The organism is Paenibacillus humicus NBRC 102415 (genome assembly GCF_004000905.1).
In the GTDB taxonomy this organism is placed as follows: domain Bacteria; phylum Bacillota; class Bacilli; order Paenibacillales; family Paenibacillaceae; genus Paenibacillus_O; species Paenibacillus_O humicus.
Map to the genome: position 1 here is coordinate 18,713 of NZ_BIMD01000041.1, position 25,485 is coordinate 44,197.

Here is a 25,485-nt window from a genome sequence, read left to right on the forward strand (position 1 = left end):
CAGCTTTCCATTATCTATTCAAAGCTTAAACAGGGATTCCAGTCTCCGGAATCCTTTTTTTGTTGATGGCCTCTATACGGAGTAACTGCTTGCATAGAGCCTCTTTCCTTTTTCTCCATCCTCTCGGAGCTCGAATACTCAAATATTTCTTTAGATTACTTAAAAAGTATTTCTTTCCTTCAGTTTTCCCACATATAAAGAAAAGTATCAAATAAATAAATCGTATTTTTTTTGAAACATTAATATTTTTTAATTTAAATAAAATGGATTTAAACCTTATTTAATGTTATTATTTGTATGTATTAAAAATATCCTAAGGAGGAAAAAACATGAAAAAGCTTTCGTTTGTTTTAGCATCGTCTGTGATTTCAGCCGCCCTGCTTGCTGGTTCCCCAGCTAGTGCTCTTCCTGCCCAAGGAGCCCAATCATCTTCCCTTCTCCATCTTGGATCCCCATCCGAAATTACTCCTCAGCAAACTCTTGTGAATGCTGGAAATTATACCATTAACGGAGGCCAAGGATCGACATCGTTTCATTTCAGCAAAACCGTTGATACTGCGGTAAGAATATACGTTCGAAACGATTCCGCAAAACCCGTAAAATTGTATCTTGTCAGTCCCCAGAATGTGAATTGGCTGGATCGGACCTTGCAGCCAGGTGAAGCTGTGACAAGTGAACCCACGTGGGGAAAAGGACAAGTCGGCACCTGGACGTTCAAATACACCACGTCCGATGGTTCAAATGGTTCGATTTATCTTTCCGTTAAAGATGATGTCTAATTAGGATGAATAGGCAATGATCGGCCATTTTGTTCACTCAAGCTGCTATCCTGTTCTAGGATGGCAGCTTATTTCTGCTTGAGACAGCGCTTCTATTCATCTGCTTAATGAACATGTTTCCAATCTAGCCAGCTAAATTTAAATCAAATAAACCGGAATGCTCCATGAGGGAGATTCCGGCTGGTATTTGCAGATGAAGTATCATCCGAATTGGATGACGCGATTATTGTCTCTTTCAAACCCTTGGTAGCGGGAGCCGCGGAAGGTGAGCTTGCCGGTATCCCCTTCAGCCAGCAGGCCGAAATCCCGGCCTGTGACCGAGAATTCCATCCGATCTCCGCTTTCGACTTCGAAAGTCGCAAAATAATCGGTCAGCGTCTGCTGATGCGAGCCTTCCTCATAGGGCTGCTGGCTGCGGACCCGGGATCGCTTGCTGACCACGGCCGCCTTCACCGACAGCTGAGGCTGGCCGTTGTTGCGGCTCCAGCCCGAGTAGGATTTCCAGAGGCCCGCACCGATGATCACCGCAATGACCGCAATCAGAATCGTGAATGCCGTTCCTGCCGTGGAGAAGATCGATTCCATGCTCATCCCGGTCCTCATTCCCGCTCCCTCCCCAGATGTGTCCGCATGATGTATCCTTAGTCCCATTGTATGACGGCCGAGCCGGCTTATTCTCCCGGAATGGCGGATCTTGTCCTAACGGAGGGCAGGATATTTTGATTTTTGCATGACTGCAGCTAACCGGGTTCCATATTAAGACAACCAAGATTTAACTTACGTTCACGCTTGTACAAAACTTCACCCGTTATTGAATCCCCCCCCCTTCTGGGCTCACGCACTCTAAAGAGTAAAAACCAACTCTGCAAATTCCAATTGGCAGACAACATCCTAAAACGAAAAGAAGCCCCCCGTCAGGGGGCTTCTTCTCTATTTCATTGTGAAATCTATTATCCCAAACGTCCCGAAGCCATGCGCTGCAGATCGCCTTCCTCAAGAAGCGGGAAGTGGCAAGCGACTTGACGGCCAGGCAGCACCTCGCGAAGCAGCGGCTCTTCCGCCTTGCAGCGATCCTGCGCGAGCGGACAGCGCGGATGGAAGCGGCAGCCCGATGGAGGGTTCGCCGGCGAAGGCACATCGCCCTTGAGAATGATGCGCTCGCGCTTGAGAGCCGGATTCGGCTTCGGAATGGAGGACAGCAGCGCTGCGGAATACGGATGCAGCGGCTTGTTGTACAGCTCCTCCGTCGGGCCGACTTCTGCCAGCTTGCCGAGATACATGACGCCGACGCGATCCGAGATGTGGCGGACGACGTTGAGGCCGTGAGCGATGAACAGGAAGGTCAGACCAAGCTCACGCTGCAGCTTCGCCAGCAGGTTGAGCACCTGGGACTGGACGGACACGTCCAGGGCGCTGACGGCTTCGTCCGCGACGATGAACTTCGGATTGAGCGCGATCGCACGCGCGATGCCGATCCGCTGCCGCTGGCCGCCGGAGAACTCATGCGGATAGCGGTTGCGGCGGGAAGCGTCAAGGCCGACTAGCTCCATCAGCTCGACGACACGAGCGTCGATATCTTTTCCAGACATATTCGTATGCACCTTGAGCGGTTCGCCGATGACGTCGCTGACGCGGAAGCGGGGGTTCAGCGATCCGAACGGATCCTGGAAGATGATTTGAAGATCTTGACGGAGATCGCGAAGCTTGCCGGAGCCAAGCGAGTGGATGTCCTCGCCGTTGTAGACCACTTGGCCTTCCGTGGCGCTTTGCAGCCGCAGGATTACACGTCCAAGCGTCGACTTGCCGCAGCCGGATTCGCCGACAAGGCCGAATGTCTCCCCTTTTTTGATTTCCAGGGAAATATCGTCCACGGCTTTGACCTGGCCCACGACTCGGCTGAGCAAGCCCTTCTTGATCGGGAAGTACTTCTTGATATGTTTGACTTCAATCAAAGTTTCGTTGGACAGCTGCCTGCTCATACCGTTACCTCCCCTTGACTGCCAATGTTGATCCTTGGGGATAGCGGAGACTCATCGGAATGCTCCTCGAACAGCCAGCACGCTGCTTTGTGATCATTGCCAAGCTGGAAGAATCCCGGCTCTTCGCGGCGGCAAATATCCATCGCATGCGGGCAGCGCGGGTGGAAGCGGCAGCCTCCCGGAAGCTGATTGATTCGCGGAATATTGCCTTTGATCGTGTAAAGGTCTTCTTCCGTCTTGGCTTCAAAACCAGGAATCGACTTCAGCAGCCCGACCGTATACGGATGGCTCGGCTTGCTGAAAATCTCCTCGACAGAGCCTTCTTCCATGATTCCCCCGGCATACATGACGACGATCCGGTCAGCAACCTCTGCCGCTACGCCCATATCATGAGTAATGAGGACAATCGACATTCCCGTTTCCCTCTGCAGCTGCTGCAGGAGATCGAGGATTTGCGCCTGAACGGTTACGTCGAGCGCCGTTGTCGGCTCGTCCGCAATGAGCAGCTCCGGCCGGCAGGCGAGTGCGATCGCGATGACGACGCGCTGGCACATGCCGCCGGACAGCTCATGCGGATACTGGCGGGCGCGAACCTCCGGAGATGGAATGCCGACCTCGCGAAGCAGATCAATGGCCATCTTCATAGCGTCCTTCGGGCTTTTCCTTTGATGGAGACGAAGGCTCTCGGCTATCTGCTCTCCAACCGTGAATACGGGATTGAGCGAAGACATCGGATCCTGGAAGATCATCGCGATCTGGTTGCCCCGGATACTGCGCATTTCATCCTGATCCTTTTCCGAAAGAACTTCACCGTTGAATTTGATGTCGCCTTCGAGAATCATGCCTCCCGCGTAATCGATGATACGCATGACGGCGAGAGAGGTGACGCTCTTGCCGCTGCCGCTCTCTCCTACGATGCATAGAGTCTGGCCTTCTTCCACGCTGAACGAAATCCGGTCGGTAGCCTTCAAGATCTCCTTGTTCACGAAGAAGCCGGCACTCATTTCGTTGACTTCGAGAATTTTGCGCGCCATTTTTCCAGCCTCCTTGGAGAAAGATGCATTTTTTGACGAGGATCCAGCGCATCGCGGATGCCGTCTCCGATGAAGTTGACCGACAGTACGACTAAAAAGATGCAAAGGCCTGGATATACGCCTTGGATGGGATCAATAAGCATGAATTCTTGAGCATTGCTGAGCATTTGGCCCCAGCTCGTTTGCGGCATTTGAATTCCGAGCCCCAGGTAGGAAAGGCCCGACTCCGCCAGAATGGCCCCGCCCACCATTAAAGTCGCATTGACAATAATGGGGAAGCTAGCATTGCGCAGCAGATGGCGGAAGATGATGCCCCAGCTGGAGACGCCGATCGCTTTGGCTGCTTCCACATACTGCATTTCGCGCAGCTGCAGGAAATTCCCTCGTACAAGACGCGCCACTCCCATCCAGCTCGTAAACGAGAGGATGAGAATAATATAAATGAATTTTGTGCCGAAAATGGCTCCAATCAGTATGTTCAGGAACAACGTCGGAATTGATATCATCACATCGATCAAACGCATAAAGATAATATCAATCCAACCGCCGAAGTAACCGGATATGGCTCCAATCAACGATCCGATCAGAACAGACACCGCGGCAACGGAAAAACCAACTGTTAAGGAGACTCGTCCGCTAAAGACAATGCGGGAGAATATATCCCTGCCCAATTCGTCCGTCCCCAAGAAATGGTTTCCGGTAAACGGCTTCAAATTGGAATTCATCAAATCTTGCTTGGCGGGATCATAAGGAGCGATGTAGGGCGCCAGAATGGCAGACAATACAAAAATCAGCAAGATGGCAAGTCCTGTCATGGCAAAGGGATTGCGCTTGAACTTGTTCCATGTCTGTCTCCAAGGTCCAATCGGCTTTTCCGCATTGGGGGCAGCGCCGGTCTGAACAGGTACGCTTGGATGGCTGGTTGGCTGCAGATTGGCGCTCATTAGGACTTGCCTCCTTTGCTCAGTTGAACTCGCGGATCGACAACGGCATACAAGATGTCTGCAATCAAATTGCCGACGACGACAAAGACGGCGCCCAGAAGCGTAATGGCCATCAAAACGGAGTATTCACGGGAGTTGGCCATTTCGACGAATAAACGTCCCATGCCCGGCCAGTTGAAGACGGCTTCCGTCAAGGCTGCGCCGCCGACTAGGATCGGCAAATCAAGGCCGAACAGGGTAATGAGCGGAATAAGCGCATTGCGCAAAGCATGCCTGAAAACAACCTTGTTCTCCTTCACGCCCTTGGCTCTTGCCGTACGGATATAATCCTGCTCCAAAACCTCAAGCATGCTGGATCGGGCATATTTCAGATAACCGGCAAGCATGCCGAGAGAGAGCACCGATACAGGCAGAATCAAGTGCATGAACAAGTCCGAGATGTTGCCCTCCTTGCCCATTGTATACATATCGGAAAGAGGGAGCCAATCCAGTTTTAAAGAGAAGTAGCTCTGCAGAATAATGCCGAACCAGAAAGCCGGCATCGCGAATCCAGTATAAGAGATGAATGATGCGGTCTGGTCCGATAATCCGTATTCCTTGGTGCTGTTGTAGATGCCCCAGGGAATGGCGATAATCAAGGTCAGAATCCAAGCTGCTCCCATAAGGATCAGCGTGTTTTTGACAGTAGGCCACAGAATGTCGCCAACAGGAATATTATTCTTGAATGTGGAGCCCAAATCACCGCTTAAGATATTGCCCATCCACTGTAAATACTGGACAGGAATAGGCTGGTCAAGACCAAGTTCATGGGCTTTGATCTTTCCTGCTTCAACTGACAAACCTGGGGACAAAAAGATCTGGGTTGGACCGCCTGGGGCGGCGTGGATTAATCCGAAGGTAAAAACCGAAATCAGAAACAGTACGACGACGGACTGCAAAATCCGGCGGACAAGATACTCGCCCATCATTTAATCCTCCTCTGGAACATCAAAACTGAATGCTGGGCAGCTGCCGGCTTTGCGCCGGGCAGAACCGGTGTTCATCCGGGCTTAGGACCGGCCGGTTATGCGCAGGGCAAAACCGTCTTCCTTGACCATCAAATAGTAAAAATCGAGAAAGGAGAAAGGAGGAAGGACAGGGCCTTCCCCCTTTCAATATATCAGTACAAATGCCTCGGTGCCTTATTTGGAATCCTCGACCCACCATTTGTTGATCCCGAAGAAGTAACCATAGGCCAGAGCAGCTACAGGAGCGTCTTCTGCTGCGTATTTCACGCGTGGTCCAAGAACTTCAGGTGTACCGTATTGGTACAAGAAGACATAAGGAAGGTTGGTGGAAATTTGTTGAGCGACCTGCTTGTAAATTTCTTTACGTTTCTCTTGATCCGTCGTGGAGTAGCCGTCAACCCACAGCTTGTCCAGCGTCGGGTTGTTGTACCAGCCGGAGTTTTGGCCGTTCGGCGGGAAGTATTTGGACGAGAAGATGGATTCGGCGTCCGGATCCGGGCTGTTGAGCGACCAGGAAAGCAGGATCGCCTGGAATTTGCCCGGATTGATGTTTTGCTCGATCCAGGAAGAGAAATCAATCGCTTTTGGCGTTGCAACGATTCCTACAGCCTTCAGGTTGTCCTGAATGACGGCAGAAACAGCTTCACGGCGGCTGTTGCCTGCATTGTATTGAAGCTCAAACTCGAATTTTTGGCCGTTTTTAGCCAGAATTCCCGTTTTAGGATCTGCAACCCAGCCATCTTCAGCAAGCAGAGCTTTCGATTTCTCTACATCGTAGTTGTAGGTTACGGCGTCTGCGCCAGGGTCAGCCCATGTGCCTGGCAGGAACGGTGCATTCAAAGCTTTTCCCGTGCCTTTCAGGACATTGTCGAGAATGCCTTGACGGTTCAGAGCGTAAGCGATCGCTTGTCGGGTTTTTTCGCCGGCGAACGGAGATTCCTTGCCTCCCCAGTTCATTTTGTTGAAGTTGAAGCTCATGTACTCGTACAGCGGGCCTGGAGCAAGCAGCACGTTCAGGCCTTTTGCTTTAACGGCTTCAACCTGAGTAACCGGGATGCCGCTGACCATATCGATATCGCCTTTGATGATGGCTTGTACGTTCGTGTTTTGGTCGGCGTAGATTTTGTAGACGACTTTGTCGATGTTGACGTCATTGACGTCTTTGGCCCAGTAGTTGGCATCTTTTTCGAAGCTCAGATATTGCTTTTGCTTCCATTCCGTCCATTTCCAAGGACCGTTTGTCACAGCTTTGGCAGGATCGGTGCCGAATGCGTTCTTTTCCAGTTCTTTAAGCGGAATGTCCTTCAAAACATGGGAAGGAACAATGCTGGAGACCAGTACATTGATGAATGGAGCGTAGACGGATTTCAAGGTAATCTTAGCCGTTTGCGGATCGATTACTTCAACTTTATCCACCTTGTCGTACGAGCTGATGCCAGGGGAAGCAGCTTCTGGATTCTTGATGGTGTTGAACGTAAAAGCGATGTCGTCCGCCGTTACCGGCTGACCGTCGTTCCATTTCGCGTTGGCTTTCAGCTTGACCGTATAAGTCTTGCTGTCTTCCGAAATTTCCGGAAGGCTTTCGAGCAGGGACCAAGGCTCTGCTACGATGTTGCCGTCCTTGTCATAGTCCAGAAGGTTGGAATACATAAAGTAAGCCGCGTCGCCGGAAGAAGTGTCGGCAACATAAATCGGGTTGGTCGTGTTGATGTCCGAGAACGTTCCGACCGTCAGCGTGCCGCCCTTTTTAGGACCGGCCGGATCTGTCGCGCCTGCGTTCGCAGCCGTGTTTTCAGCCGGTGCTGTCGATGCCGGCGTATTTGTCTTTGCGCCGGAATTGCTGTTGCTGCCGTTGTTGCTGTTGCTGGAGCAACCTGCAACCAAAACCCCCATTACGGACACACCCACGAGCAAGGTTTTCCACTTGAATGAACCTGCCACTCCACATTCCTCCTTGGCTCTAGCCAAAACATGTCATTTCCGGTTCCAATTGTAGCACGGTTTTTAACGTCCGAATATAGATTGTTCTGAAAATAATTAAAATTTTATTAACTGCATATTTATTCATAGATTCTTTTTATTGGGGTAGCGCTTACAATCAAGCCGCTGTAAGGTCCGTGGCATCTTTAAAAAGGGAAGTAGAATTGTAGATAGTATGCGTTTTAGGGGATAAACAAACAAAATGTCTCAAAAAACGGGAATTTTTTTACCATTCGAAACTAGTCTGGAGGACAGCTTTAAACCATTATTTTTTCCAATACTTTTTTATGATTTTCATTGTTTTTTGATGCAACGCTTTAACGCAATATAAAATTAATACGTTAAACAATAATTGCGCTTCATTGGAATTATTTTCCCTTTTCGACCAATCATCCAGTCCTGTCGACAGCAAAAAAGCCATCTCCGCTGCAAAGGGAGATGGCTTTCCGAAATAGGGGACTATTGATCCAGAATGGATTCAAAAGCGCTCTTGTCGAGCTTCTGCACGAGCGCGAACAAAAGCTCCTTGGCTGCCGCATAATCATCGATGTGCATGATGGATGCCGCCGTATGGATGTAACGCGCCGGAAGGCCTACGACCGCAGAAGGCACGCCGATGCCGGACAGATGGACCTGCCCCGCATCCGTTCCGCCTTGGGAGAAATAATACTGATACTTGATGCTGCCGTCCTCCGCTGTCTCCCGGATGAATTCAGCGAGGCCGCGATGCGTGATCATGCCGGGATCCTGAATGCGCAGAAGAGCGCCCTTGCCGAGCTGTCCCATCGCATTGCGGTCCCCGGTCGCATCCGCCGCGGGACTTGCATCCAGCGCCAGGAAAAGATCGGGCTGAACGAGATTCGCCGCCGTGCGCGCTCCCCTGAGGCCGACTTCCTCCTGCACGGTCGCTCCGGCATAGACGACGTTGGGATGCTTCTTGCCCTTCAGCTCGCGGGCAAGCTCGATCGCGAGCCCGACCCCGTACCGGTTGTCCCAAGCTTTGGCCATGATCTTTTTGGGATTCGCCATGGGAGTGAACGGACATACCGGCACGATCGCCTGTCCGGGCCGGATGCCGTAGGAGAATACTTCCTCCCGGCTGTCGGCGCCGATATCGATGAACATCGACTTCACGTCGACGACCTTGCTGCGGGATGCGTCGTCCAGCAGATGCGGCGGCGTCGAGCCGATGACCCCGATGACAGGCCCGTTGTCGGACACGATCTCCATCCGCTGCGCCAGCATCGTCTGGGCGTTCCAGCCGCCGAGCGTGACGAACTTGATCATGCCGTTGTCCGTAATGGCCGAGACCATGAGCCCGACCTCGTCCATATGGCCGGCTACCATGATCCGCGGTCCCTGCTCGTCGCCGCGGAAAACGCCGAAGATGCTGCCCAGGCGGTCGCGCACAAGCTCGTCCGTGCAAGCGGCCAGCTGGCTTTCCACATACTTGCGCAGCTCCTTCTCATGGCCGGGAACGGCGCGCATCTCCGTCAAAGTCCGGAACAATCCAAGCGTTTCTTCATTCATCTTTCCTTGCCTCCTGATAACAGCAGAATGATTCCAGTATACCTGATTCGCCTCGGCATGCCCACGCGCGCATCAGCCATGCCGCTCCCGCAGCGGAGAATCGGGCGCATCAAGGCTTCTTCGTGCCGGAATTCGGATCCGGATCGCCGTTCCTTGCCCCTCCAATCCGGTTTCGATCGAAATCCCGTAGCTCTCTCCATAATAGAGGCGGATCCGTTCATGCACGTTGCGGATGCCGTAGCCTTGCCGGCTGCGCCCTGTTTCCCTGAACAGCTCCTCCGCCAGGCCTTCGGGCATCCCGATTCCATCGTCGGCAACCTTGAATTCGATGACGGGATGAATGCCTGGCTTGAGCTCCGCGGATATCGAGATTCGAATCCGGTCTCCCTTCCAGGCATGCTCAAGCGCATTTTCCACGAACGGCTGGAGAATCAGCTTGATCGTCATATAACCGGGCAGCCGCTCGTCCCATTGATAGCTCACTTCGACGCGGTCGCCGTATTTGACCTGCTGGATGGCCAGGTAAGCCTGGATCTGATCGAGCTCGTCCGCCGCAGGAATGATGGTTTTCCCGTCGTTGAGCGACATCCGGTAAAAGCGCGCCAGATTCATGATCATCTGATGCTGCTTGTCCACTTCGCCGAACTTCGCCAGCCTGCTGATCGATGAAAGGGTATTGTAGAGGAAATGCGGATTGATCTGAGCCTGCAGCGTTTCGAGCTCCGCCTCTTTTTTGCGCAGCTTCGTCAGGTACACCTCCTGGATGAGGTTGTCCGTCTGTGCGCCGAGCTCGTTGAGGGCATCCGCAATCATGGAATACTCGTCCTGGCCCTTGTACTGGATCCGGCGGCGATAATCGCCTCGGCGGAACGACTGGAGGACCGAGATGACCTTGCCGATCCGCTTCGTGAACGCGCGCGTGACGAACAGGGCGACTCCGATGATCGCCACCATGCTGATGCCGCAGACGAGCACGGTGAGCCAGGTGATCTTGCGGGCATCGGCCTGCAGGACTTCCTCCGGTATGACCGCGATCAAGCTGTACTGGAGCCCCGGCAACGGCTCGCGGATGACCAGGCTGCCTTTGCCGGCTTCCTCCGCTCCCGCCGCAGGGGCAGGCGCTTGGACTTTATCGACATCTCTTCCCGAAGCATGCAGCACCTTGCCGTCTTCGTCGACAATATAGAGACGGCTGCCGGGCATGATTTTCTTGGCGTCCACGCTGTCGAACAAATCGTTGAAATAGACGCTGATCCGGACGAGGCCGAGCTCCTTCAGATCGGAAGGCGTATAGGTGTCCACGATCCGGCGGATCAGCGAGATTCTCCCGAACTTGGCGTCGTCCCCGATCTGGACCCACTTCATCGTCACGTCGTACTGCTCCTTCGGAAGGGACTTGTACCACTCCTCCTTCTGGATGCGGGACAGATGAAGGATTTCAAAGGAACGGTTGTTGGACTTGAGAATATCCTCGCCGTCCTTGCTCAGATCATAGATCTCGTTGTACACCTCGTTCTTGATGTACACCGACATTCTCATGCTGCGGTCCGTAGAATTGATCGCTTCCCAGAATTTCGGCAGCAGCACCTTCTTGGTCGCGTCGTAGTTGGCCCAGCCCTCTTCCTTGCTCTTGAGCGCCCTCACCAGCATGCTGTCCTGGTAAAGCATGTCGGTGATGCGGACGGTATCGTCGATCCGGTAGCGGACGTTGTCCTCCATCTGCCTCAAAGTGCCTCGGATGTTGTTCTCCGTCTGGGAGCGGACGGAGCCGACCATGATGGAATTCGCGATCCAGCCGAGCAGCGCCAGAGGAACCATCGTAAGCAGCACATAAGACGCGAACAGCTTCAAGCCGAGCGGAATGAATCCCCTCTGCCGCCCGCCTTTCATTCCCGCCTCCTGTATTCGTTAGGCGTCACGCCGAACGTCTCCTTGAACTGACGGCTGAAATAAGGCATGTATTTGTAGCCGACGCGATCCGCGATTTCATATATTCGTAGCCGGGTCCCTCTCAGCATCTCCCCGGCGATCTTCATCTTCCGGTCGATCAGATGCTCGCTGAAGTTGATTCCCGTCTCCTCCTTGAACAAGGCTCCCAAATAATTGGGCGAGAAAGCGAACGCATCCGCAACCTCCTTCAGCGTAATGTTCTCATGGAGGCGGCTCTCCACGTACTGGACGACTTCCGCGATCAGCCTGGCGTTTTTGGACGGCTTGGAAGGAGCTGCAGCAGGCAGGCTCTGTTCCTGGTCTGTCGGCGGCTTCTGTGCCGATGGCGTCTCTGTCGGAGGCATCTGTACCGATGGCGTCTGAGCCGAAGACGACTGTACCGGCGCCGCCTCGAGAGCCGCCTTCTCCCGATCGAGCTGATCGGCCAGCTTGCGCAGCGCCTGCTCCAGCTCCGCATCATCCATGGGCTTGAGCACATAATCCCACGCGCGGAGCGACAGAGCCTGCTTCACGTAGTGAAAGTCCTGATAGCCGCTTACAAAAATGATCCGAATCCGTTCATGAAGCTCGAGCGCCTTCTCGGCAAGCTCAAGGCCGGACATGCTGGGCATATGCACATCCGTCACCAGAATATCGACCGGCTCCCGGGCAAGAATCTCATACGCATCAAAGCCGCTGTGCACCGCGCCGACGATTTCCAGCCCCATCGAGTCCCATGGAATAAATGTCTGCATGCCTTTCAGATCCAGCTCTTCGTCATCCACGATCAGAACCTTGTACATGATGTGTCCTCCCTTGCCGGCTGGCAGCATGCCCGCCTTCTATTCGGCAGTCAGCGCATTCGAAATCAGTCATGGGCCGCTCCATCCGGAATGTAGAATTTAACCGGCGTCATGAAGAAAAAAGACCGCCGCCCCTCCGGGACGGCGGACATGCTTTCAGTATAGCCTTCAAACCGATGCTTGGGGATGGAAATCAGCCATTGCTGCCAATGATCTTCCGGTTTTCATGCCATTTGTTCGTTTTGTAGTCCAGCAGCTGCTGGTAGCCGATCGCCATCGCGTCCTTGTCGGCCTTGTCGAGGATGGCCAGCACTTCCTCGTCGCTTTTCGCATACAAGGCCTTGGCGCGCGACTCGTCCCAGATCTCTTCCACGCTCGTCTGGATGATGCCTTCCTCGGAGTTCGGCGCAGGCGCAAGGTTAATGAATTCGGTCGCGTCCTTTTGCGTTTTCCACGTAATCGTGCTCTGGTATCTCGTTTCCCATGTCTTCTGGTCGTCAGGCAGAGTCGACTCGAACTTCATCTTCGATTTGTCCATGAAGGCGGAGTTGCCGACCCATTGCAGGTTGACCGTCGCATCCATGACTTTGGTGCGGCCTTTGACATCCGTCAAATAAGTATCCTTGAAGAGCGGGGAGCCCTCTTCGTCATGCCCTTCCCAATACATGCCCTCCGGTCCCCACATGAGCGTGCGGGTTCCTTCCGGTCCGGTCAGCCAATCCAGGAAGGCGAAGATCTTCTCGGGATCCTTCGCGGATTTGGTGATGACGCTTACGTTCCAGCCCAGGCCCGTGTAGGTGCCGGGGAAAATCTTGTCTTTGTTGAGGCCTTCCTTGCGGATCGGCCAGATCATGAAGTAGCCGTCGTTCGGATCCGCCTTCTTCAGCTCGGCGTCTCCGGCAGAACCATATTCCGTCGGGCTTGCGCCGGCAAACACGGCGACCTTGCCGGTGAACGCCTTCTCCTTGACCTGATCCTTCTTCTGCGTCATGGCGTCGGGGCTCATGAGCTTCTCGCGGAACAGCCTGGAGTTGAAGAGCATCGACTCGCGATAGACCGGATCCTGGAAAATCGAGGTCAGCTTGTCGCCGGTAATGGCGGCGCGGTTCCCGATGGCGGCCAGATTGGCATCCTCGGCGAAGGCGCTGTAGATGACGTCCAGCCCCTGTCCGTCCACGGCCAGATCCGGATTGAACGGCACGACTGTCGGGAACTTCTCCTTCACTGCCTTCAAATAATTGTAGAAGTCGTCGGTCGTCTCGAGCTTCGGCGAGCCGAGCGCTTCATAATACTTTTTATTGACCAAGTAGCCGGCGTTGCCGAACGGCTGGCTGCTGTACCAGTTCGGGAACTGATAGATTTTGCCGTCGCTGGAGCGGAGCATGTTGATGTTCTTCTCGCCGACCCATTTCTTGAAGTTCGGGTACTTGTCGATGTAGTCGTCGAACGGCACCAGCATGTCGGCTTCGCGGAGCTTCTCGACATCCGCGCCCTTGTCGAGCCAGATGACGTCCGGAAGCTTGCCGGATGCGATCATCGTGTTCAGCTTCTGGGCGGCGTTGCCTCCCGACTGGACAGCCGTGACATTGACCTTCATGTTGTCCATGATCCATTTGGAGGAGACGTCTCCTCCCCACTTGGGCATCGTGTACCAATCGTAGTGGCCGTACATGCTGTACTCCAGCGGCTCGCTGCCTACCTGCCAGCCGCTTGCCTCCGGCGCTGTCGACGCGTCTGGCGACGGCGCCGTCGAAGCCGCCGGCTCCGGAGAAGCGCCATTGCTGCCTGCCGATCCCGAATTGCCGCCCCCGTTGTTGCCGCCTGAACAGCCTGCCAGCGCCGTTGCGGCTACCATGGCGAGAGCCATGCTCTTGAACGCAGTCACTTTCCATTTGCTCAACTCGTTCATCCCCTTTTCCGAGCTCTAAAATCTATATTTTAAATGCACGGCCCGTTGCCGGACTTGCGTGCCCTTAAAACCAATCGTCGCTGCAAGATACCCGGCTCAGCCCTTCACGGCGCCGACGAGCACGCCCTTCACGAAATAACGCTGAACGAACGGATACACGCAGATGATCGGAAGCGTGGCGACCATCATCGTCGCCATCGACAGCGATTTGCCCGTTATGGTCTTCATTGCCGACAGCCTGGCCTGCGCGGCGGAGTCGAGCTGCTGCATCTGCTCGGTCATAATGTTGGAGTTGAGAATCTGCTGCAGCTTCGTCTGGATCGGGATCAGGTTCTCGTTGTTGATGTAGATGCTCGGCATGAACCAGTCGTTCCAGTGGCTGATCGCCGTGAACAGAGCCAAGGTCGCGATGACAGGACCCGACAGGGGCAGCACGATCCGGAAAAACGTTCCCCAGTAGCCGCAGCCGTCGATGCGCGCCGACTCGTCCAGTCCCGCCGGCAGTCCCAGGAAGAACGTGCGGAATACGATCATGTTCCAGACGCTGATCAGCGACGGAATGATGAATACCCAGAAGGAGTCGAACAGATGCAGGCTGCGGATCAGCAGGAAGGTCGGAATGAGGCCGCCGCTGAAATACATCGTGATGATGCAGGCGACCATGTAGAACTTGCGTCCGACAAGCTCGCTGCGCGTCATGCCGTAGGCGAAGATTGCCGTGCAGAGAATGGCGGATGCGGTTCCGACAATCGTGCGGAGCACGGAGACCAGAAACGCATGGAGGATCCGGCTGTCCTGGAACACGATCTCGTAATTTTCCAGCGTGAAGGCGCGGGGCCATACCGTCACGCCTCCCAGAGCGGTATCCATTCCTTCATTAAAGGACACCACCACCGCGTTCCAGAACGGATAGAAGCATGTGACGGAAAGCAAGACTAAAAACGTATAGATGAATCCGGTGAAAAAGCGGTCGCCATAGCCGAGTCTGATTTTCAAGCCTCTCTTCCTCCTTCGATCCAAGATGTCATCTTACCACAGGCTGTTGCCGGATCGGCGCGCAAGCAGATTGGCTATGGTGAGCAGCGAAACGCTGACGACGGCCTTGAACAGTCCGACGGCGGTCGCATAGGAGAAGCGCTGCGATTCGATGCCCATCCTGTATACATAGGTTTCCAGCACATCCGCCACCGGCCTCAGCACCGGATCGCTGCCGATCAGGAGGATGTCCTCGAAGCCGGCCGTAAGCAGGTTGCCGACGGCAAGGATGAAGAAGATGATGATGACCGGCATGATCGTCGGGAGCGTGACGACGAACATCTGCTTGAACCGGCTCGCGCCGTCCATGGAGGCGGCTTCGTACAGGCTCGGGTCCACTCCGGCGATCGCCGCCAAATAGACGATGGAGCCGAAGCCGATTTCCTTCCAGACATTGGCCGAGATCAGGATGCTCCAGAAATGCTCCGGCATGTTGAGCCATCCGACCGGCTCGTCGATCAGGTTGACCGACTGGAGAAGCATGTTGAGACTTCCGTTCTCCGTGGAAAGGATCGACATGGCAAGTCCCGAGACGATGACCCAGGAAAGGAAATGCGGCAGGTAGCTGATCGTCTGGACGATCCGCTTGAAGTAGCGGCTGCGCACCTCATTGAGCATGAGCGCGAGCAGAATCGGCGCCGGGAAGCAGATGACCAGCTTCAGAAAGCTGATGACGAGCGTATTGCGCATCACCCTGCCGAATACGGGGTCGTTGAAGAAACGCTCGAAATGCTTGAACCCGACCCAGGGACTTCCCGATATGCCTTTGAAAATGTTGTAGTCCTGGAACGCGGTTATGGTTCCGTACATCGGAAGATAGAAGAAGATGACGATGAGGATAAAGGCCGGTATGACCATCAATTGCAGGTCCCACTGGCGCAGAAAGCGAATGATCGCGGGCCGCTCTTTGCGGCGTTGGTGCAGGTCGACTTCCAGTTGTGCCATGTTGTTCCCCCCTGCGTACATTGTACGTTCGGGATGGAAGCCTTTTCTATGGGTTGATTCAACGAAATATGATAGAAATCAATGAAATGTTATTTTACATCACATAATTGACCGAAATTATCATGTTTTAGCATCCCACCTAGAGATGTATGCGCTATCCAATAAAACTGGTTCCGTTTTCATCTGACATCGCTTTTTTTCCTTCTGCGGGAAGGGAAGTAACCTCACATTGCTGCCGTCAGGGAAGATCGGCTTGCCGCGACGAATGCCGTCTCGGTTCCTCTTGCTTCGGCATAAGCTTATGGAGAGGTGGGATGGCTATGCGAACCGGCAAGCGAGGAGGAAAAAAGGACCGCGATACCTCCAGACAGGCAAAAAGGAAAGGCGTCCGCAAACAGCGGCCCGCTTCTTCAAGCCGCATTCTGAAGGTCAGAAGGATCTATTTCTACGGCTTGTCCGACGGTGTGTGCAGAGACTTCGGTCCGGCCCGCGGAGGCGCAGGCCGAATTCCCGCTCCCAGCCAGGTCAGCTGGTACAACCTCTATGTCAACCAGTCCATCCAGCCGCCGGCCTTGTATCGGATCGGGCCCAACAGCCTCCATCTGCTGAGCCGGGATGTGCCTCCGAGAGGAGCCCCTGTCCTTCTGGAGAGCGTGAGCCTCCTGCTGTCCCGGAAGCTGCGCAAAAGAAAGCGCCGGACAAAGGCCCGCCACGAGCAAATGCCTGTTGCCTCTAAGACAAGTCGCTCATACGCTATCACATCCCAATGGAAAGGAGATGAAGGCGATATGCCTCCGTCCTTGATCAAAGCCTTTTTTGCCGCAAGCAGCGTTGTCAGCGGAACCGTGGATACGGTCACGTCGACCAGCGTCGTCGACACGGCGACCCGGTTCAATGCCGCCGTCACCGCGCCGATGATCGATGCGGGAGCAGGCACGACGACGATTCCCGCGACAAGCTTCCTTGACGACGCGGGCAATCCCGTGCCCGCGGGAAGCTTGCCTGCCGTCGCCCCCGGCGGCTCCTTCGACGTATACGTCAACGGCATCCTGCAGCAAAGCGAGCTGTCCGCGCCAAGTCCGACCGGACTTGTCCTGGCGACAGCCGATATCCTCCCCGGCACCCCCGTAAACCTGGCCATCCACAATTATGGCGGAACGACCTCCACCAGCACCTCCACCCCCTCGCTGACGGTCACGACGACAATCAGCTCCTGATCTCTGCGCGCACAAAAAAATCAAGCTCGACAATCCTTCCATCAAGCGGCATCCGTGCATGGCCGCCCTGGCGGCGGACCGCCCTTTCACGGGCATGGAAAAGGGGTGCCCCTTGAAACCCGGGCACCCCTTATTTTAGGTCTGGACAATCCATTAACAACGCAAAAAAGCCTTCCGTAAACGGAAGGCGTCATCATCGATATGGTGCGGTAGAGAGGACTCGAACCTCCACGGGCGTACGCCCACTACCCCCTCAAGATAGCGTGTCTGCCATTCCACCACTACCGCACGTATAGGGGAAAAACCTAGGAAAAAATGGTGAGCCATGAAGGACTCGAACCTTCGACACCCTGATTAAAAGTCAGGTGCTCTACCAACTGAGCTAATGGCTCGAATATGGTGACCCGTAGGGGATTCGAACCCCTGTTACCTCCGTGAAAGGGAGGTGTCTTAACCCCTTGACCAACGGGCCATGCAGCTTGTCCTTCAAGGAAGAACTTTTCAAACAACATGAATGAATATATCATACGCGACGATTCCGTGCAAGTCCTTTTTCAAAAAAAGATTTCATCCGGAAAGACGGAAAAAGTTCGCCGGCCGGCTGCCCGGCTCCAAAACAAAAAAAGACCGGGTACGGTCTCTTCTGTCCAGAAGAATGGCGGAGAGAGAGGGATTCGAACCCTCGCACCACTTACGCAGTCTAACCCCTTAGCAGAGGGTCCCCTTGAGCCACTTGGGTATCTCTCCGAATGGCTCCCCGAACAGGACTCGAACCTGTGACAACTCGATTAACAGTCGAGTGCTCTACCAACTGAGCTATCAGGGAACAATGAAATAAACGGTAACAAAATCTAATTTATCATGCCTCGCTGACGCTGTCAAGCGCTGTCAAAACAAGCTTCCCCCTGCACTTTCCGCATCGATAACGAGCCGGATCCACCTTGCGCTTGCGCTTGTATTCCATGCGGCAGGCGGTGCAGACCAGCTTGTAGCGGAACGGAAGCGGCTTGCGCTGCTCCCTGTCCGGCAGCGGACGGCAATGCCTGGATCCTCCCGAACGAGCGAGCCATTCCTTGAAATCGGCATCGCGATGCCGGTATCCCATCCCGAGCAGATGCAGATGATAATGGCATAGCTCATGCCGGATGATCTTCTCGGTTTCCTCGGGGCCGTAGATCTCCAGCTGCTTTGCGCTGATGTCGATGTTATGCGACTTCAGGAAGTAGCGGCCCCCCGTCGAAGTCAGCCTTCTGTTGAACGTCGCGCGGTGCCGGAACGGAATTCCGAACGCCTCCAGCGATACCCTCTCCACCCATGCTTGCAGCTCCTTATCCTCCATCACCTCTGGACATCCCTCCCTCTTGAATTGTAAAGCCACCTTGGGCTACACTGTCAAGTAGATTGCCGCCCTCCGCGGGCGGGAGAGGAGCAAGAACCCAAGCCATGCCTACCATGAAATATGTATTGTTCCGGCAGGGAGAGCAGCTCTCCATCGTCGAGATGCCCGCAACCCACGCCTACCAGCTGTCCGCCCTCAACCTTCGCCTCCATAAGGAGCTGGACAAGCTTACGGCCGCCAACGTTCCCAGCCTGCCGCATTGCATCGCCGAATTCTCCGAGCTCGAGCTGCATGACGGCGCGGTGCCGGTCCAGTCCGGCATCGACTATCTCAACGAGCTTGTCGAGAGCTTCTTCAACATTGAAGAGAAGGCCTATCCGATCAAGTCCTTGCGGACGGAGATGGTCGCGCTGCAAGCCCAGCTCGAGCAGTGGTACGAGGAAGAGTACGAGGACTAGGACGGAACGCTGCGGCGGATGAAGCCGCCTGCTCGTCCCAAGCTGGACCTGCACGCTCCGTCAGTCCCCCCCATATGCTATACGAACCATTCCTGGCAGAGGGGGGAAGATGCGATGCCGCAATGGCTGAGCAGCCAACTGATGCGCGCGTTCCAGCAAAAGGACCTCCGGCAGATCCGGCTCCTGAACGACTGCTGGTTCATTTATCGCACCAAGGAGCCGCGCGACGATTCCGCCACGACCGTCTGATTCCGAGGCTTCCCCGCTGCCCGTCCGGCAGCAGGGAAGCCTCTTTCTCTTTCCCTGTGTGTAAGCATGCCTGCCGAACGGATGGAGGCCATAACGGAGTATCGCGCTGCCGACGCGCCATCAACGAACTCGTTCCTCGCCGATGGGCAATAGCCAAACAAGGTGCCCCACGGGACACCTTGTTTGGCTTGGCCGGCTTTTGGACATGCGGCTGCCGGGCTGCCGTGTATGAGAAGCTCCAGTGCGCAACGGGCCGGGACCGGCCGGCGCAATCAACCGGGAGAGCGCATGGTGAGGCCGACACGGCCTTTTTTCAAGTCCACGTTCAGCACCCATACCGTCACGACGTCGCCGACCGCCACGACATCCATCGGATGCTTGACGAAGCGGTCGCTCATCTGGGAAATGTGGACAAGACCGTCGTTCTTGATGCCGATGTCCACGAAAGCGCCGAAGTCGATGACGTTGCGTACCGTCCCCTGGAGCTCCATGCCGGCCTGCAGGTCCTCGATCGCAAGCACGTCCTTGGAAAAGACGGGCGCAGGCAGCTCCTCGCGCGGATCCCTTCCCGGACGCATCAGGCTGTCGATGATATCCTTCAGGGTCGGCTCGCCAACGCCGAGACGTCCAGCAAGCGAGGAGGCATCCGCTGCCGAGAGCCGCTCCCGCGCATGATCCGTTCCGATGGCGTCCATGCCGAGCCCGAGCTCCCGGAACAGTCCGGAGACGACGGCATACGATTCAGGGTGGATCGGAGTGCGGTCAAGCGGGTTGGCCGCTTCGGGAATGCGGATGAAGCCGATGCACTGCTCGTACGTCTTGGCGCCCAGACGCGGCACCTTCTTGAGCTCTGCCCGCGATCCGAACCTGCCGGTCTCCTCGCGATGCTTCACGATGTTCTTGGCGGTCGTCGCATTTATTCCAGCGACGTAAGACAAGAGAGATGCCGAAGCGGTATTGGCGTCGACTCCGACATGGTTGACGGCCGATTCCACGACGCCGCCGAGCGTCTCGCCGAGCCGCTTCTGGCTGACGTCATGCTGATACTGGCCGACTCCGATCGCCTTCGGCTCGATCTTGACGAGCTCGGCCAGAGGATCCTGCAGGCGGCGGGCGATGGAAACCGCGCTGCGCTCCGCCACGTCAAGCGAAGGAAACTCCTCCGCGGCAAGCTTGGAAGCCGAATAGACGCTTGCGCCGGCCTCGCTGACAATGATGTATTGGAGCGCCTCCGCGCCCTTCTTGCCTGCCGCGGCCCGGTTCTTGATAAGGCCGGCGATAAAGCTCTCGGTCTCTCTCGAGGCGGTGCCGTTGCCGATGACGATGAGAGTAACGCCGTATTTGTCGATCAGGCCGCCGATGATCCTCTCCGCATCCGCGACCTTGTTGTTCGGAGGAGTCGGGTAGGTGACGGCGACTTCAAGCAGCTTGCCGGTCTCGTCCACGACGGCCAGCTTGCAGCCGGTCCGGTAAGCCGGATCGACGCCGAGCACCACATATCCCGGAACAGGCGGCTGAAGAAGCAAATTCCGCAAGTTGGCGGAGAAAATGCCGATCGCATGCTCTTCCGCCTTGTCCGTCAGCTCCGACCGGACTTCCCGCTCGATGGAAGGAGCGATCAGGCGCTTGTAGGCGTCCTCGATGGCGGCGACGAGCGCCTCCCTGACGCCTGGCGAGGTGCCTTGGCGCAGCGTGTGCCGGATCATGTAGTCATGAATCCGATCGGCCTGAACCTCCAGGCTGACGCGGAGCACCTCTTCCCTTTCCCCGCGGTTGATGGCAAGGACGCGATGCGGCGGAAGCTTGCGCAGCGGCTCCCGATAGTCGTAGTACATCTCGTAGACGGATTCCTCACCGGCTTGCCTGACGACGGTACGAAGAGCTCCCTGCTCCATTGTGAACTTGCGCACCCATGCCCGTGTCCTCGCCTCGTCGGCCATCTCCTCCGCAATGATGTCCTGGGCTCCCGCCAGGGCATCGGCAGGCGTTTCGACGCCTTGGTCCGGATGGACGTAGGCCTCGGCCTCCTTCAGCGGATCCCCTTGACGGGGCTGCGACAGCAGCCACCGGGCAAGCGGCTCGAGTCCGCGCTCGCGCGCGACGGAAGCGCGCGTTTTGCGCTTTTGCCGGTAAGGACGGTACAGATCCTCCACTTCCTGCAGCTTCATGGAGCCGAGCACGGCTTTTTCCAGCTCCGGTGTCAGCTTTCCCTGCTCGCCGATGAGCCGAAGGACTTCCCGCTTGCGTTCTTCCAGGCTGCGGCGGTAATTCAGCTTCTCCTCGATGGAGCGCAGCTCGTTCTCGTCCAGCTCGCCGGTCATTTCCTTGCGGTAGCGGGCGATGAAAGGAATCGTGTTGCCTTCGTCGAGCAGCCCGACTGCCGCCTTCACCTTGCCGAGAGGAAGGCCGAGCTCCTGGGCGACGCCCTTCACGATGCGCTCCTGTTCGGCCGCCATCTCCTCCGGCGAAAGCGCTGGCCGCGCTTCCCCTTCTTGCCTTGCGTCCGTATCCGTGCCGATTCTATCCGCCAATCTCATTGCCGCCTTTCCATTGCTTGATGGGAATCAAAAGCTGCCGAAGGAAATAAAAACCGCCCCTTCCGCGGAAACAACCGGGCGGAAGGAAGCGGACTATCGCTCTCAGCCGATTCGTACATAAGGATTGTTCTGCATTTCATGCCCGATCGTCGTCGCCGGCCCGTGGCCGTTGTGGACCTTGACCTGCGGATCGAGGCGATAGAGCTTGGACCGGATGGAGTTGTACAGATCCGCCTCGCGCCCGCCGGGCAGATCCGTGCGCCCGATCGATTGCCGGAACAGCACGTCGCCGGAAAAAAGGTCCGAGCCATGCAGGAAGCTGACGCTTCCGGGGCTGTGGCCCGGAGTATGAAGGACACGGAAGCTGAATCCCGCCAGCTCCAGCTTCATGCCCTCGTCGAGAGCGTATTCGGCCGGATCGGTTACAAGCGGCGGCGTCATATGGCTCCACCGCAGCGATCCGTTCTTCGCGGGATCGGTCAGCCAATCCGCCTCCAGATCGTGGATATAGACCGGGCAGCCGAATGCCTTGCGAACTTCGTCCACGCCGCCCATATGGTCCAGATGGGCGTGGGTCAAGAGAATCGCCTCCAGCTTGAAGCCACCGCTGCGGATGCGCTCCACGAGGCGCTTCGGCTCCATGCCGGGATCGATGACGACCGCCTGGCCGCTCTCTTCGTTGATCAACAGGTAGCAGTTCGTCTGGATGGGGCCGAGCACGAACTTCTCGATCTTCATCGCGCTCATCAGATCGACGAGAACAGCTCGCGCAGCTCGCGAACGACTTCTCTCTGATAGGCGGCGTCTTCGCCGTAGCGGCGCATGATCTCCTTGCGCGTCTCGGCCAGGTTATCCTGATAGTCGGGCGCTTCGCGGTCGGTGTTCTCCTGCTTGAACCGGACCATCGGCTCCTGGATGCGTTCCGGGCGCGGGCCCCATTGCCCGAGCACATGGCCGCCGGTGTCGGCGACGATGACGATCGGCACCGAGCGCCCTCCCATGGTGAGGAACTGGTCCATCGTATCGAGATGCTCTTCCATAATCAGCACTTCGACGGGCACGCCGCTGTTCTCCAGAGCGCGAAGCACGGCCGGGATGTTGCGCACGACGTCCCCGCACCAATCCGCCATCAGGATCAGCACGCGCAGATCGTCGCGGTTGTTCAGCGATTCGAAAAACTCGCGGTCGTCCTCGCTTTCCCATTCGAAGCGGTCGTACCAGGAGTCGAAAGCTTCCTTGTTTTTCGTCATGCCTTCGCGGAACTGCTGCGGCGTGATTCCCTTCGACAGCTTGTCGGCTATTTGCTTGGCCATAGGTTATCCACTCCTTGTCGCCTTGCCGCCGGCGGCGGCTTTCGGCCCATTTCCATCTATTGTACCAAACGTCCGGACTGCGCCACAATCAGACCGTGCGGCCGCGGGAGCGCAAGTATTTGAACAGCACGTACATGATCAGCACCGCGACGGCGACCAGAATGGCCGGCATCGTGTAAGGAGCCGCCTTGTCCTTGATCTGTTCCCAGTTGCTGCCCAGGCTGCGGCCGATGTAGACGAACAGGATCGACCACGGAAGCGAAGCGATCGCCGTCAGCAGCGTGAACGTGGACAGCGGCATGCGGGCCATTCCCGCAGGAATGGAGATGACCTGGCGCATCACCGGAACGAAGCGGGCGGTGAACACCATACCCGGACCGTAGCGCTGGAACCAGCCTTCGGCGATATCGATATGCTTCGGCTTGATCTTGATGTATTTCCCGTATTTGTCCAGGAACGGACGCCCTCCGTACAAGCCGATCGCGTACAGGATCCACTGCTGCAGGATCGCGCCGATCGTCCCGCAAAGAACCGCTCCCCAGAAGGTCATGCTTCCCGTGGATACCATGTAGCCGGCATAACCGAGTACGATCTCGCTCGGAATCACTTCCATGGCCAGCCCCAGAATGATGCCGAAATACCCGAGCTTCTCTACGATGCCGAGCAAATAAGTGACGAGTTCATGAAACAAGTGCATGCCTTCCACTCCAATCTCATAATGAGGCGATGCTTTCGCCGCCGGTGTTTGTCCCGGTAATTCTATCATAGGCTTCCCAAATGGTGCCATAGGACAAACGGTCATGGCGGCCAGAACGGATGCATAGAATATGTTGATGTCATGGACAAGAAGGGGTGGACCGCAATGAACGCCATTATTGTAACGAGAAAACAGCTCCGGCTCGCGGCTCTCGCGCTCACGATCGCCATTCTTGCCGTCGCCTGCTGGAGGCTGTATCCGAGCGTTTCCGGCGAAGCGGCTTCGGCGACGGCAGCGGCGAATCCGCAAGTATTCGAGATGGTCACCGGCGAGTTCAGAAGCCAGACGGCAGACGGCAAGGAAATCGAAGTGTACCAATGGAGCCCGAACTTCCTCACGGTGAAGAAAGGCGAGCAGGTCACGCTGCGCATCACCGGCGTCAACGGCGCCAGCCACCCGTTCGTCATTGAAGGGCTCGGCGTAAAAGGAGTGGTCAAAAAAGGGTCGGTGACGGAAGTCAGCTTCACGCCGGAAAAAGCAGGCACCTATCCGATCATCTGCATGACCCATACGGACCTCAAGCACGGCGGACCGATGGTCGGGTACATCCATGTCCAGTAGGCCGACCGTTACCGGGCATGCTTGAAACGATTGGAAAGCCGAAAAAGCTGCGTTCCCTTTCGGGGAAGCAGCTTTTTTTTCATGAGGCCGAGGGCGGATCGCCGCCCCAAGCCGGAACCGGAGCGGAAGCTATCGGCATAGCGCGGCCAAGGCGTTCGCGGCAGGAGCAAAAGGCGAAGCAGAGCATAACGTTCCGGGCGATAAAGCGGATGGCCTCCGGCTTGCGCCGGCCTGCACATCCTGCCTGCCCGAACATATATTGTGGGGAAAGGAGTGGGCTCGATGAACGGCATGCCAAGCAACAAGCATCAGCGTGAGCTCCCTACCGCCCGCAAAATCCGGCGCGCCTGCAGCAATGAGCTGTACCGGACCGCCAAGCGCCTGAAAGGATACATTTCCAAGGAGCAGATGGAGCAGGCGGAAAAGCTGTATACGCGCAAGGTTTATCTCAATCTCGTGTTCGTCCACGAGAACCGCGACAACCGCAAAAAGCTGTGCGACTGGTGGGACGACAACGTCGCCGCCGAAATTGCCGAGCTGTGGCAGGCCGACCCGGAAAAGCTGAAGTCGGCATTCCGCGATGCCTTCGGCGGCTGAAGGAAATCCAAACCGCGGCGCGAAGGCTGCGGCTGAACGCGCTTAGGGTTCCAAAGGCTGCGGACTACGGTATGGCTTCATGCGATGAGGACCAAGGCTGCGGACTACGGTATGGCTTCATGCGCTGAGGACCAAGGCTGGCGGACTACGGTATGGCTGCCGCCATCCGGCCGTCCAGCAGCTCCGCAAGCGAAGCGGCAGCTGCCGCAGCTTCCGGCATCATGAGGAAGCCGCGGCTGTTCGCCGGCGTCCCGGGGAGCGGTGCTTGCCGGACAAGCTCCGAGTAGTCCGCATACAGCGCGAGACCCCGCCTGGCCGTGCCTCGGGCCAGCGCAGCCTTTCCTTGCCGGAGCTGCAGCTGCGCCAGCTGTAGCAGCAGCTCCGGCACGGCCGCCTGCCTGGACGCGTTCCACTTGTCCAGGCGCAGCGCCGCGCGCAGCCGCGCTTCCGCGCGCGGCGCATCCCCAAGCTCGGCATAAGCCACGCCGAGCTCCCACTGCAGCGGAGCGGACTGCGGCTCATAGCGCAGTCCGTCCGCCAGCAGCGCCGTCCTCCCGCGAGGCGGGAGGAGAGGCGCCAGGTC

General features: G+C 56.4%; 24 protein-coding genes and 5 tRNA genes. 6 read left to right on the plus strand and 23 right to left on the minus strand.

Going from position 1 to position 25,485, the window contains the following annotated elements; genetic code table 11:
- The first annotated feature begins 329 nt into the window (after positions 1-329).
- Positions 330-779 (plus strand): hypothetical protein, encoded by a 450-nt coding sequence (locus tag PHU01S_RS19920; protein WP_127509524.1) that lies wholly within the window; start codon positions 330-332, stop codon positions 777-779.
- Positions 780-980: 201 nt separating this feature from the next.
- Here PHU01S_RS19920 and PHU01S_RS19925 read toward each other — a convergent pair whose 3' ends face one another.
- The 12 genes from PHU01S_RS19925 to PHU01S_RS19980 form a co-directional block, all read right to left on the minus strand.
- Positions 981-1,382, minus strand: a complete 402-nt coding sequence (locus PHU01S_RS19925; protein ID WP_246029292.1) for a DUF2500 domain-containing protein — start codon at positions 1,380-1,382, stop codon at positions 981-983.
- A gap of 347 nt (positions 1,383-1,729) precedes the next feature.
- Positions 1,730-2,758: an ABC transporter ATP-binding protein gene (locus tag PHU01S_RS19930; RefSeq protein WP_048746797.1), complete on the minus strand. Its 1,029-nt coding sequence runs from the start codon at positions 2,756-2,758 to the stop codon at positions 1,730-1,732.
- Positions 2,755-3,792, minus strand: coding sequence for an ABC transporter ATP-binding protein (locus PHU01S_RS19935; RefSeq protein ID WP_127509527.1), 1,038 nt, complete (start codon positions 3,790-3,792; stop codon positions 2,755-2,757). The genes PHU01S_RS19930 and PHU01S_RS19935 overlap by 4 nt, the downstream gene beginning before the upstream one ends.
- A complete protein-coding gene (locus PHU01S_RS19940) occupies positions 3,759-4,736 on the minus strand; it encodes an ABC transporter permease (RefSeq protein ID WP_048746793.1) in 978 nt (325 codons plus the stop codon). The genes PHU01S_RS19935 and PHU01S_RS19940 overlap by 34 nt, the downstream gene beginning before the upstream one ends.
- The gene (locus PHU01S_RS19945) at positions 4,736-5,701 is read right to left on the minus strand and encodes an ABC transporter permease (RefSeq protein ID WP_048746791.1); all 966 of its coding nucleotides are present in this window, start codon (positions 5,699-5,701) and stop codon (positions 4,736-4,738) included. Before PHU01S_RS19945 ends, PHU01S_RS19940 begins: the two co-directional genes overlap by 1 nt.
- A 216-nt stretch (positions 5,702-5,917) precedes the next feature.
- Positions 5,918-7,684 carry an ABC transporter substrate-binding protein gene (locus PHU01S_RS19950; protein ID WP_307721817.1) on the minus strand — a complete coding sequence of 589 codons (1,767 nt, stop codon included), beginning with the start codon at positions 7,682-7,684 and terminating at the stop codon, positions 5,918-5,920.
- Positions 7,685-8,182: 498 nt separating this feature from the next.
- Positions 8,183-9,253: a M42 family metallopeptidase gene (locus PHU01S_RS19955; protein WP_127509531.1), complete on the minus strand. Its 1,071-nt coding sequence runs from the start codon at positions 9,251-9,253 to the stop codon at positions 8,183-8,185.
- 72 nt (positions 9,254-9,325) lie between these two features.
- The gene (locus PHU01S_RS19960; protein WP_127509534.1) at positions 9,326-11,143 is read right to left on the minus strand and encodes a sensor histidine kinase; all 1,818 of its coding nucleotides are present in this window, start codon (positions 11,141-11,143) and stop codon (positions 9,326-9,328) included.
- Positions 11,140-11,985, minus strand: a complete 846-nt coding sequence (locus PHU01S_RS19965) for a response regulator transcription factor (protein WP_048746263.1) — start codon at positions 11,983-11,985, stop codon at positions 11,140-11,142. Before PHU01S_RS19965 ends, PHU01S_RS19960 begins: the two co-directional genes overlap by 4 nt.
- 193 nt (positions 11,986-12,178) lie before the next feature.
- Positions 12,179-13,894, minus strand: a complete 1,716-nt coding sequence (locus PHU01S_RS19970; RefSeq protein WP_021879933.1) for an extracellular solute-binding protein — start codon at positions 13,892-13,894, stop codon at positions 12,179-12,181.
- Between the two features lie 96 nt (positions 13,895-13,990).
- Entirely contained in the window at positions 13,991-14,884 is an 894-nt protein-coding gene (locus PHU01S_RS19975; protein WP_048746262.1) for a carbohydrate ABC transporter permease, read from the minus strand.
- A gap of 39 nt (positions 14,885-14,923) precedes the next feature.
- Positions 14,924-15,874, minus strand: a complete 951-nt coding sequence (locus PHU01S_RS19980) for an ABC transporter permease (RefSeq protein ID WP_048746254.1) — start codon at positions 15,872-15,874, stop codon at positions 14,924-14,926.
- A gap of 320 nt (positions 15,875-16,194) precedes the next feature.
- On the opposite strand from PHU01S_RS19980, the gene PHU01S_RS27230 reads away from it, so the two are divergent.
- Complete coding sequence (locus PHU01S_RS27230; RefSeq protein WP_507763354.1) at positions 16,195-17,091, plus strand: DUF4183 domain-containing protein; 897 nt, start codon at positions 16,195-16,197, stop codon at positions 17,089-17,091.
- A gap of 202 nt (positions 17,092-17,293) precedes the next feature.
- Here PHU01S_RS27230 and PHU01S_RS19990 read toward each other — a convergent pair.
- The 6 genes from PHU01S_RS19990 to PHU01S_RS20015 all read right to left on the minus strand — a co-directional run bounded on the left by PHU01S_RS19990 (position 17,294) and on the right by PHU01S_RS20015 (position 18,430).
- A tRNA-Leu gene (locus PHU01S_RS19990) sits at positions 17,294-17,379 on the minus strand.
- Between the two features lie 28 nt (positions 17,380-17,407).
- A tRNA-Lys gene (locus tag PHU01S_RS19995) sits at positions 17,408-17,483 on the minus strand.
- Between the two features lie 5 nt (positions 17,484-17,488).
- Positions 17,489-17,563, minus strand: a tRNA-Glu gene (locus PHU01S_RS20000).
- A 184-nt stretch (positions 17,564-17,747) separates the two neighbouring features.
- Positions 17,748-17,838: transfer RNA gene (locus tag PHU01S_RS20005), tRNA-Ser, on the minus strand.
- 3 nt (positions 17,839-17,841) lie between these two features.
- Positions 17,842-17,917 (minus strand) — tRNA-Asn (locus PHU01S_RS20010).
- A gap of 33 nt (positions 17,918-17,950) precedes the next feature.
- Positions 17,951-18,430 carry a SprT family protein gene (locus PHU01S_RS20015; RefSeq protein WP_048746251.1) on the minus strand — a complete coding sequence of 160 codons (480 nt, stop codon included), beginning with the start codon at positions 18,428-18,430 and terminating at the stop codon, positions 17,951-17,953.
- A 104-nt stretch (positions 18,431-18,534) separates the two neighbouring features.
- Between PHU01S_RS20015 and PHU01S_RS20020 the strand changes: the two genes are divergently transcribed.
- Complete coding sequence (locus tag PHU01S_RS20020) at positions 18,535-18,888, plus strand: hypothetical protein (RefSeq protein ID WP_021879928.1); 354 nt, start codon at positions 18,535-18,537, stop codon at positions 18,886-18,888.
- A 114-nt stretch (positions 18,889-19,002) separates the two neighbouring features.
- Positions 19,003-19,137 carry a cortex morphogenetic protein CmpA gene (gene cmpA, locus PHU01S_RS20025; protein ID WP_094248199.1) on the plus strand — a complete coding sequence of 45 codons (135 nt, stop codon included), beginning with the start codon at positions 19,003-19,005 and terminating at the stop codon, positions 19,135-19,137.
- A gap of 272 nt (positions 19,138-19,409) precedes the next feature.
- On the opposite strand, the gene PHU01S_RS20030 is transcribed toward cmpA, so the two are convergent.
- From PHU01S_RS20030 to uptA, 4 genes are all read right to left on the minus strand, one after another.
- Positions 19,410-21,593, minus strand: a complete 2,184-nt coding sequence (locus tag PHU01S_RS20030) for a Tex family protein (RefSeq protein WP_176587494.1) — start codon at positions 21,591-21,593, stop codon at positions 19,410-19,412.
- 183 nt (positions 21,594-21,776) lie between these two features.
- Positions 21,777-22,412 carry an MBL fold metallo-hydrolase gene (locus tag PHU01S_RS20035; protein ID WP_049869700.1) on the minus strand — a complete coding sequence of 212 codons (636 nt, stop codon included), beginning with the start codon at positions 22,410-22,412 and terminating at the stop codon, positions 21,777-21,779.
- An 8-nt stretch (positions 22,413-22,420) separates the two neighbouring features.
- Positions 22,421-22,987, minus strand: a complete 567-nt coding sequence (locus PHU01S_RS20040; RefSeq protein WP_127509539.1) for a thioredoxin family protein — start codon at positions 22,985-22,987, stop codon at positions 22,421-22,423.
- 88 nt (positions 22,988-23,075) lie between these two features.
- Positions 23,076-23,684: an undecaprenyl phosphate transporter UptA gene (gene uptA, locus PHU01S_RS20045; RefSeq protein WP_048746248.1), complete on the minus strand. Its 609-nt coding sequence runs from the start codon at positions 23,682-23,684 to the stop codon at positions 23,076-23,078.
- A 165-nt stretch (positions 23,685-23,849) separates the two neighbouring features.
- On the opposite strand from uptA, the gene PHU01S_RS20050 reads away from it, so the two are divergent.
- Together PHU01S_RS20050 and PHU01S_RS20055 are read left to right on the plus strand one after the other, a co-directional pair.
- Positions 23,850-24,305 carry a cupredoxin domain-containing protein gene (locus PHU01S_RS20050; RefSeq protein WP_048745020.1) on the plus strand — a complete coding sequence of 152 codons (456 nt, stop codon included), beginning with the start codon at positions 23,850-23,852 and terminating at the stop codon, positions 24,303-24,305.
- Between the two features lie 282 nt (positions 24,306-24,587).
- Positions 24,588-24,902 (plus strand): hypothetical protein, encoded by a 315-nt coding sequence (locus tag PHU01S_RS20055; RefSeq protein ID WP_021879922.1) that lies wholly within the window; start codon positions 24,588-24,590, stop codon positions 24,900-24,902.
- Positions 24,903-25,047: 145 nt separating this feature from the next.
- On the opposite strand, the gene PHU01S_RS25905 is transcribed toward PHU01S_RS20055, so the two are convergent.
- The coding region (locus PHU01S_RS25905) for a hypothetical protein (RefSeq protein WP_164763134.1) at positions 25,048-25,485 on the minus strand (438 nt) is incomplete at its 5' end.

Bases quoted from the DNA above. Each gene is read 5' to 3' on its own strand.
- PHU01S_RS19920 (WP_127509524.1), top strand. From the start codon at position 330: ATGAAAAAGCTTTCGTTTGTTTTAGCATCGTCTGTGATTTCAGCCGCC.
- PHU01S_RS19925 (WP_246029292.1), bottom strand. From the start codon at position 1,382: ATGAGGACCGGGATGAGCATGGAATCGATCTTCTCCACGGCAGGAACG.
- PHU01S_RS19930 (WP_048746797.1), bottom strand. From the start codon at position 2,758: ATGAGCAGGCAGCTGTCCAACGAAACTTTGATTGAAGTCAAACATATC.
- PHU01S_RS19935 (WP_127509527.1), bottom strand. From the start codon at position 3,792: ATGGCGCGCAAAATTCTCGAAGTCAACGAAATGAGTGCCGGCTTCTTC.
- PHU01S_RS19940 (WP_048746793.1), bottom strand. From the start codon at position 4,736: ATGAGCGCCAATCTGCAGCCAACCAGCCATCCAAGCGTACCTGTTCAG.
- PHU01S_RS19945 (WP_048746791.1), bottom strand. From the start codon at position 5,701: ATGGGCGAGTATCTTGTCCGCCGGATTTTGCAGTCCGTCGTCGTACTG.
- PHU01S_RS19955 (WP_127509531.1), bottom strand. From the start codon at position 9,253: ATGAATGAAGAAACGCTTGGATTGTTCCGGACTTTGACGGAGATGCGC.
- PHU01S_RS19960 (WP_127509534.1), bottom strand. From the start codon at position 11,143: ATGAAAGGCGGGCGGCAGAGGGGATTCATTCCGCTCGGCTTGAAGCTG.
- PHU01S_RS19965 (WP_048746263.1), bottom strand. From the start codon at position 11,985: ATGTACAAGGTTCTGATCGTGGATGACGAAGAGCTGGATCTGAAAGGC.
- PHU01S_RS19970 (WP_021879933.1), bottom strand. From the start codon at position 13,894: ATGAACGAGTTGAGCAAATGGAAAGTGACTGCGTTCAAGAGCATGGCT.
- PHU01S_RS19980 (WP_048746254.1), bottom strand. From the start codon at position 15,874: ATGGCACAACTGGAAGTCGACCTGCACCAACGCCGCAAAGAGCGGCCC.
- PHU01S_RS27230 (WP_507763354.1), top strand. From the start codon at position 16,195: ATGCGAACCGGCAAGCGAGGAGGAAAAAAGGACCGCGATACCTCCAGA.
- PHU01S_RS20015 (WP_048746251.1), bottom strand. From the start codon at position 18,430: ATGGAGGATAAGGAGCTGCAAGCATGGGTGGAGAGGGTATCGCTGGAG.
- PHU01S_RS20020 (WP_021879928.1), top strand. From the start codon at position 18,535: ATGCCTACCATGAAATATGTATTGTTCCGGCAGGGAGAGCAGCTCTCC.
- cmpA (WP_094248199.1), top strand. From the start codon at position 19,003: ATGCCGCAATGGCTGAGCAGCCAACTGATGCGCGCGTTCCAGCAAAAG.
- PHU01S_RS20030 (WP_176587494.1), bottom strand. From the start codon at position 21,593: ATGGCGGCCGAACAGGAGCGCATCGTGAAGGGCGTCGCCCAGGAGCTC.
- PHU01S_RS20035 (WP_049869700.1), bottom strand. From the start codon at position 22,412: ATGAAGATCGAGAAGTTCGTGCTCGGCCCCATCCAGACGAACTGCTAC.
- PHU01S_RS20040 (WP_127509539.1), bottom strand. From the start codon at position 22,987: ATGGCCAAGCAAATAGCCGACAAGCTGTCGAAGGGAATCACGCCGCAG.
- uptA (WP_048746248.1), bottom strand. From the start codon at position 23,684: ATGCACTTGTTTCATGAACTCGTCACTTATTTGCTCGGCATCGTAGAG.
- PHU01S_RS20050 (WP_048745020.1), top strand. From the start codon at position 23,850: ATGAACGCCATTATTGTAACGAGAAAACAGCTCCGGCTCGCGGCTCTC.
- PHU01S_RS20055 (WP_021879922.1), top strand. From the start codon at position 24,588: ATGAACGGCATGCCAAGCAACAAGCATCAGCGTGAGCTCCCTACCGCC.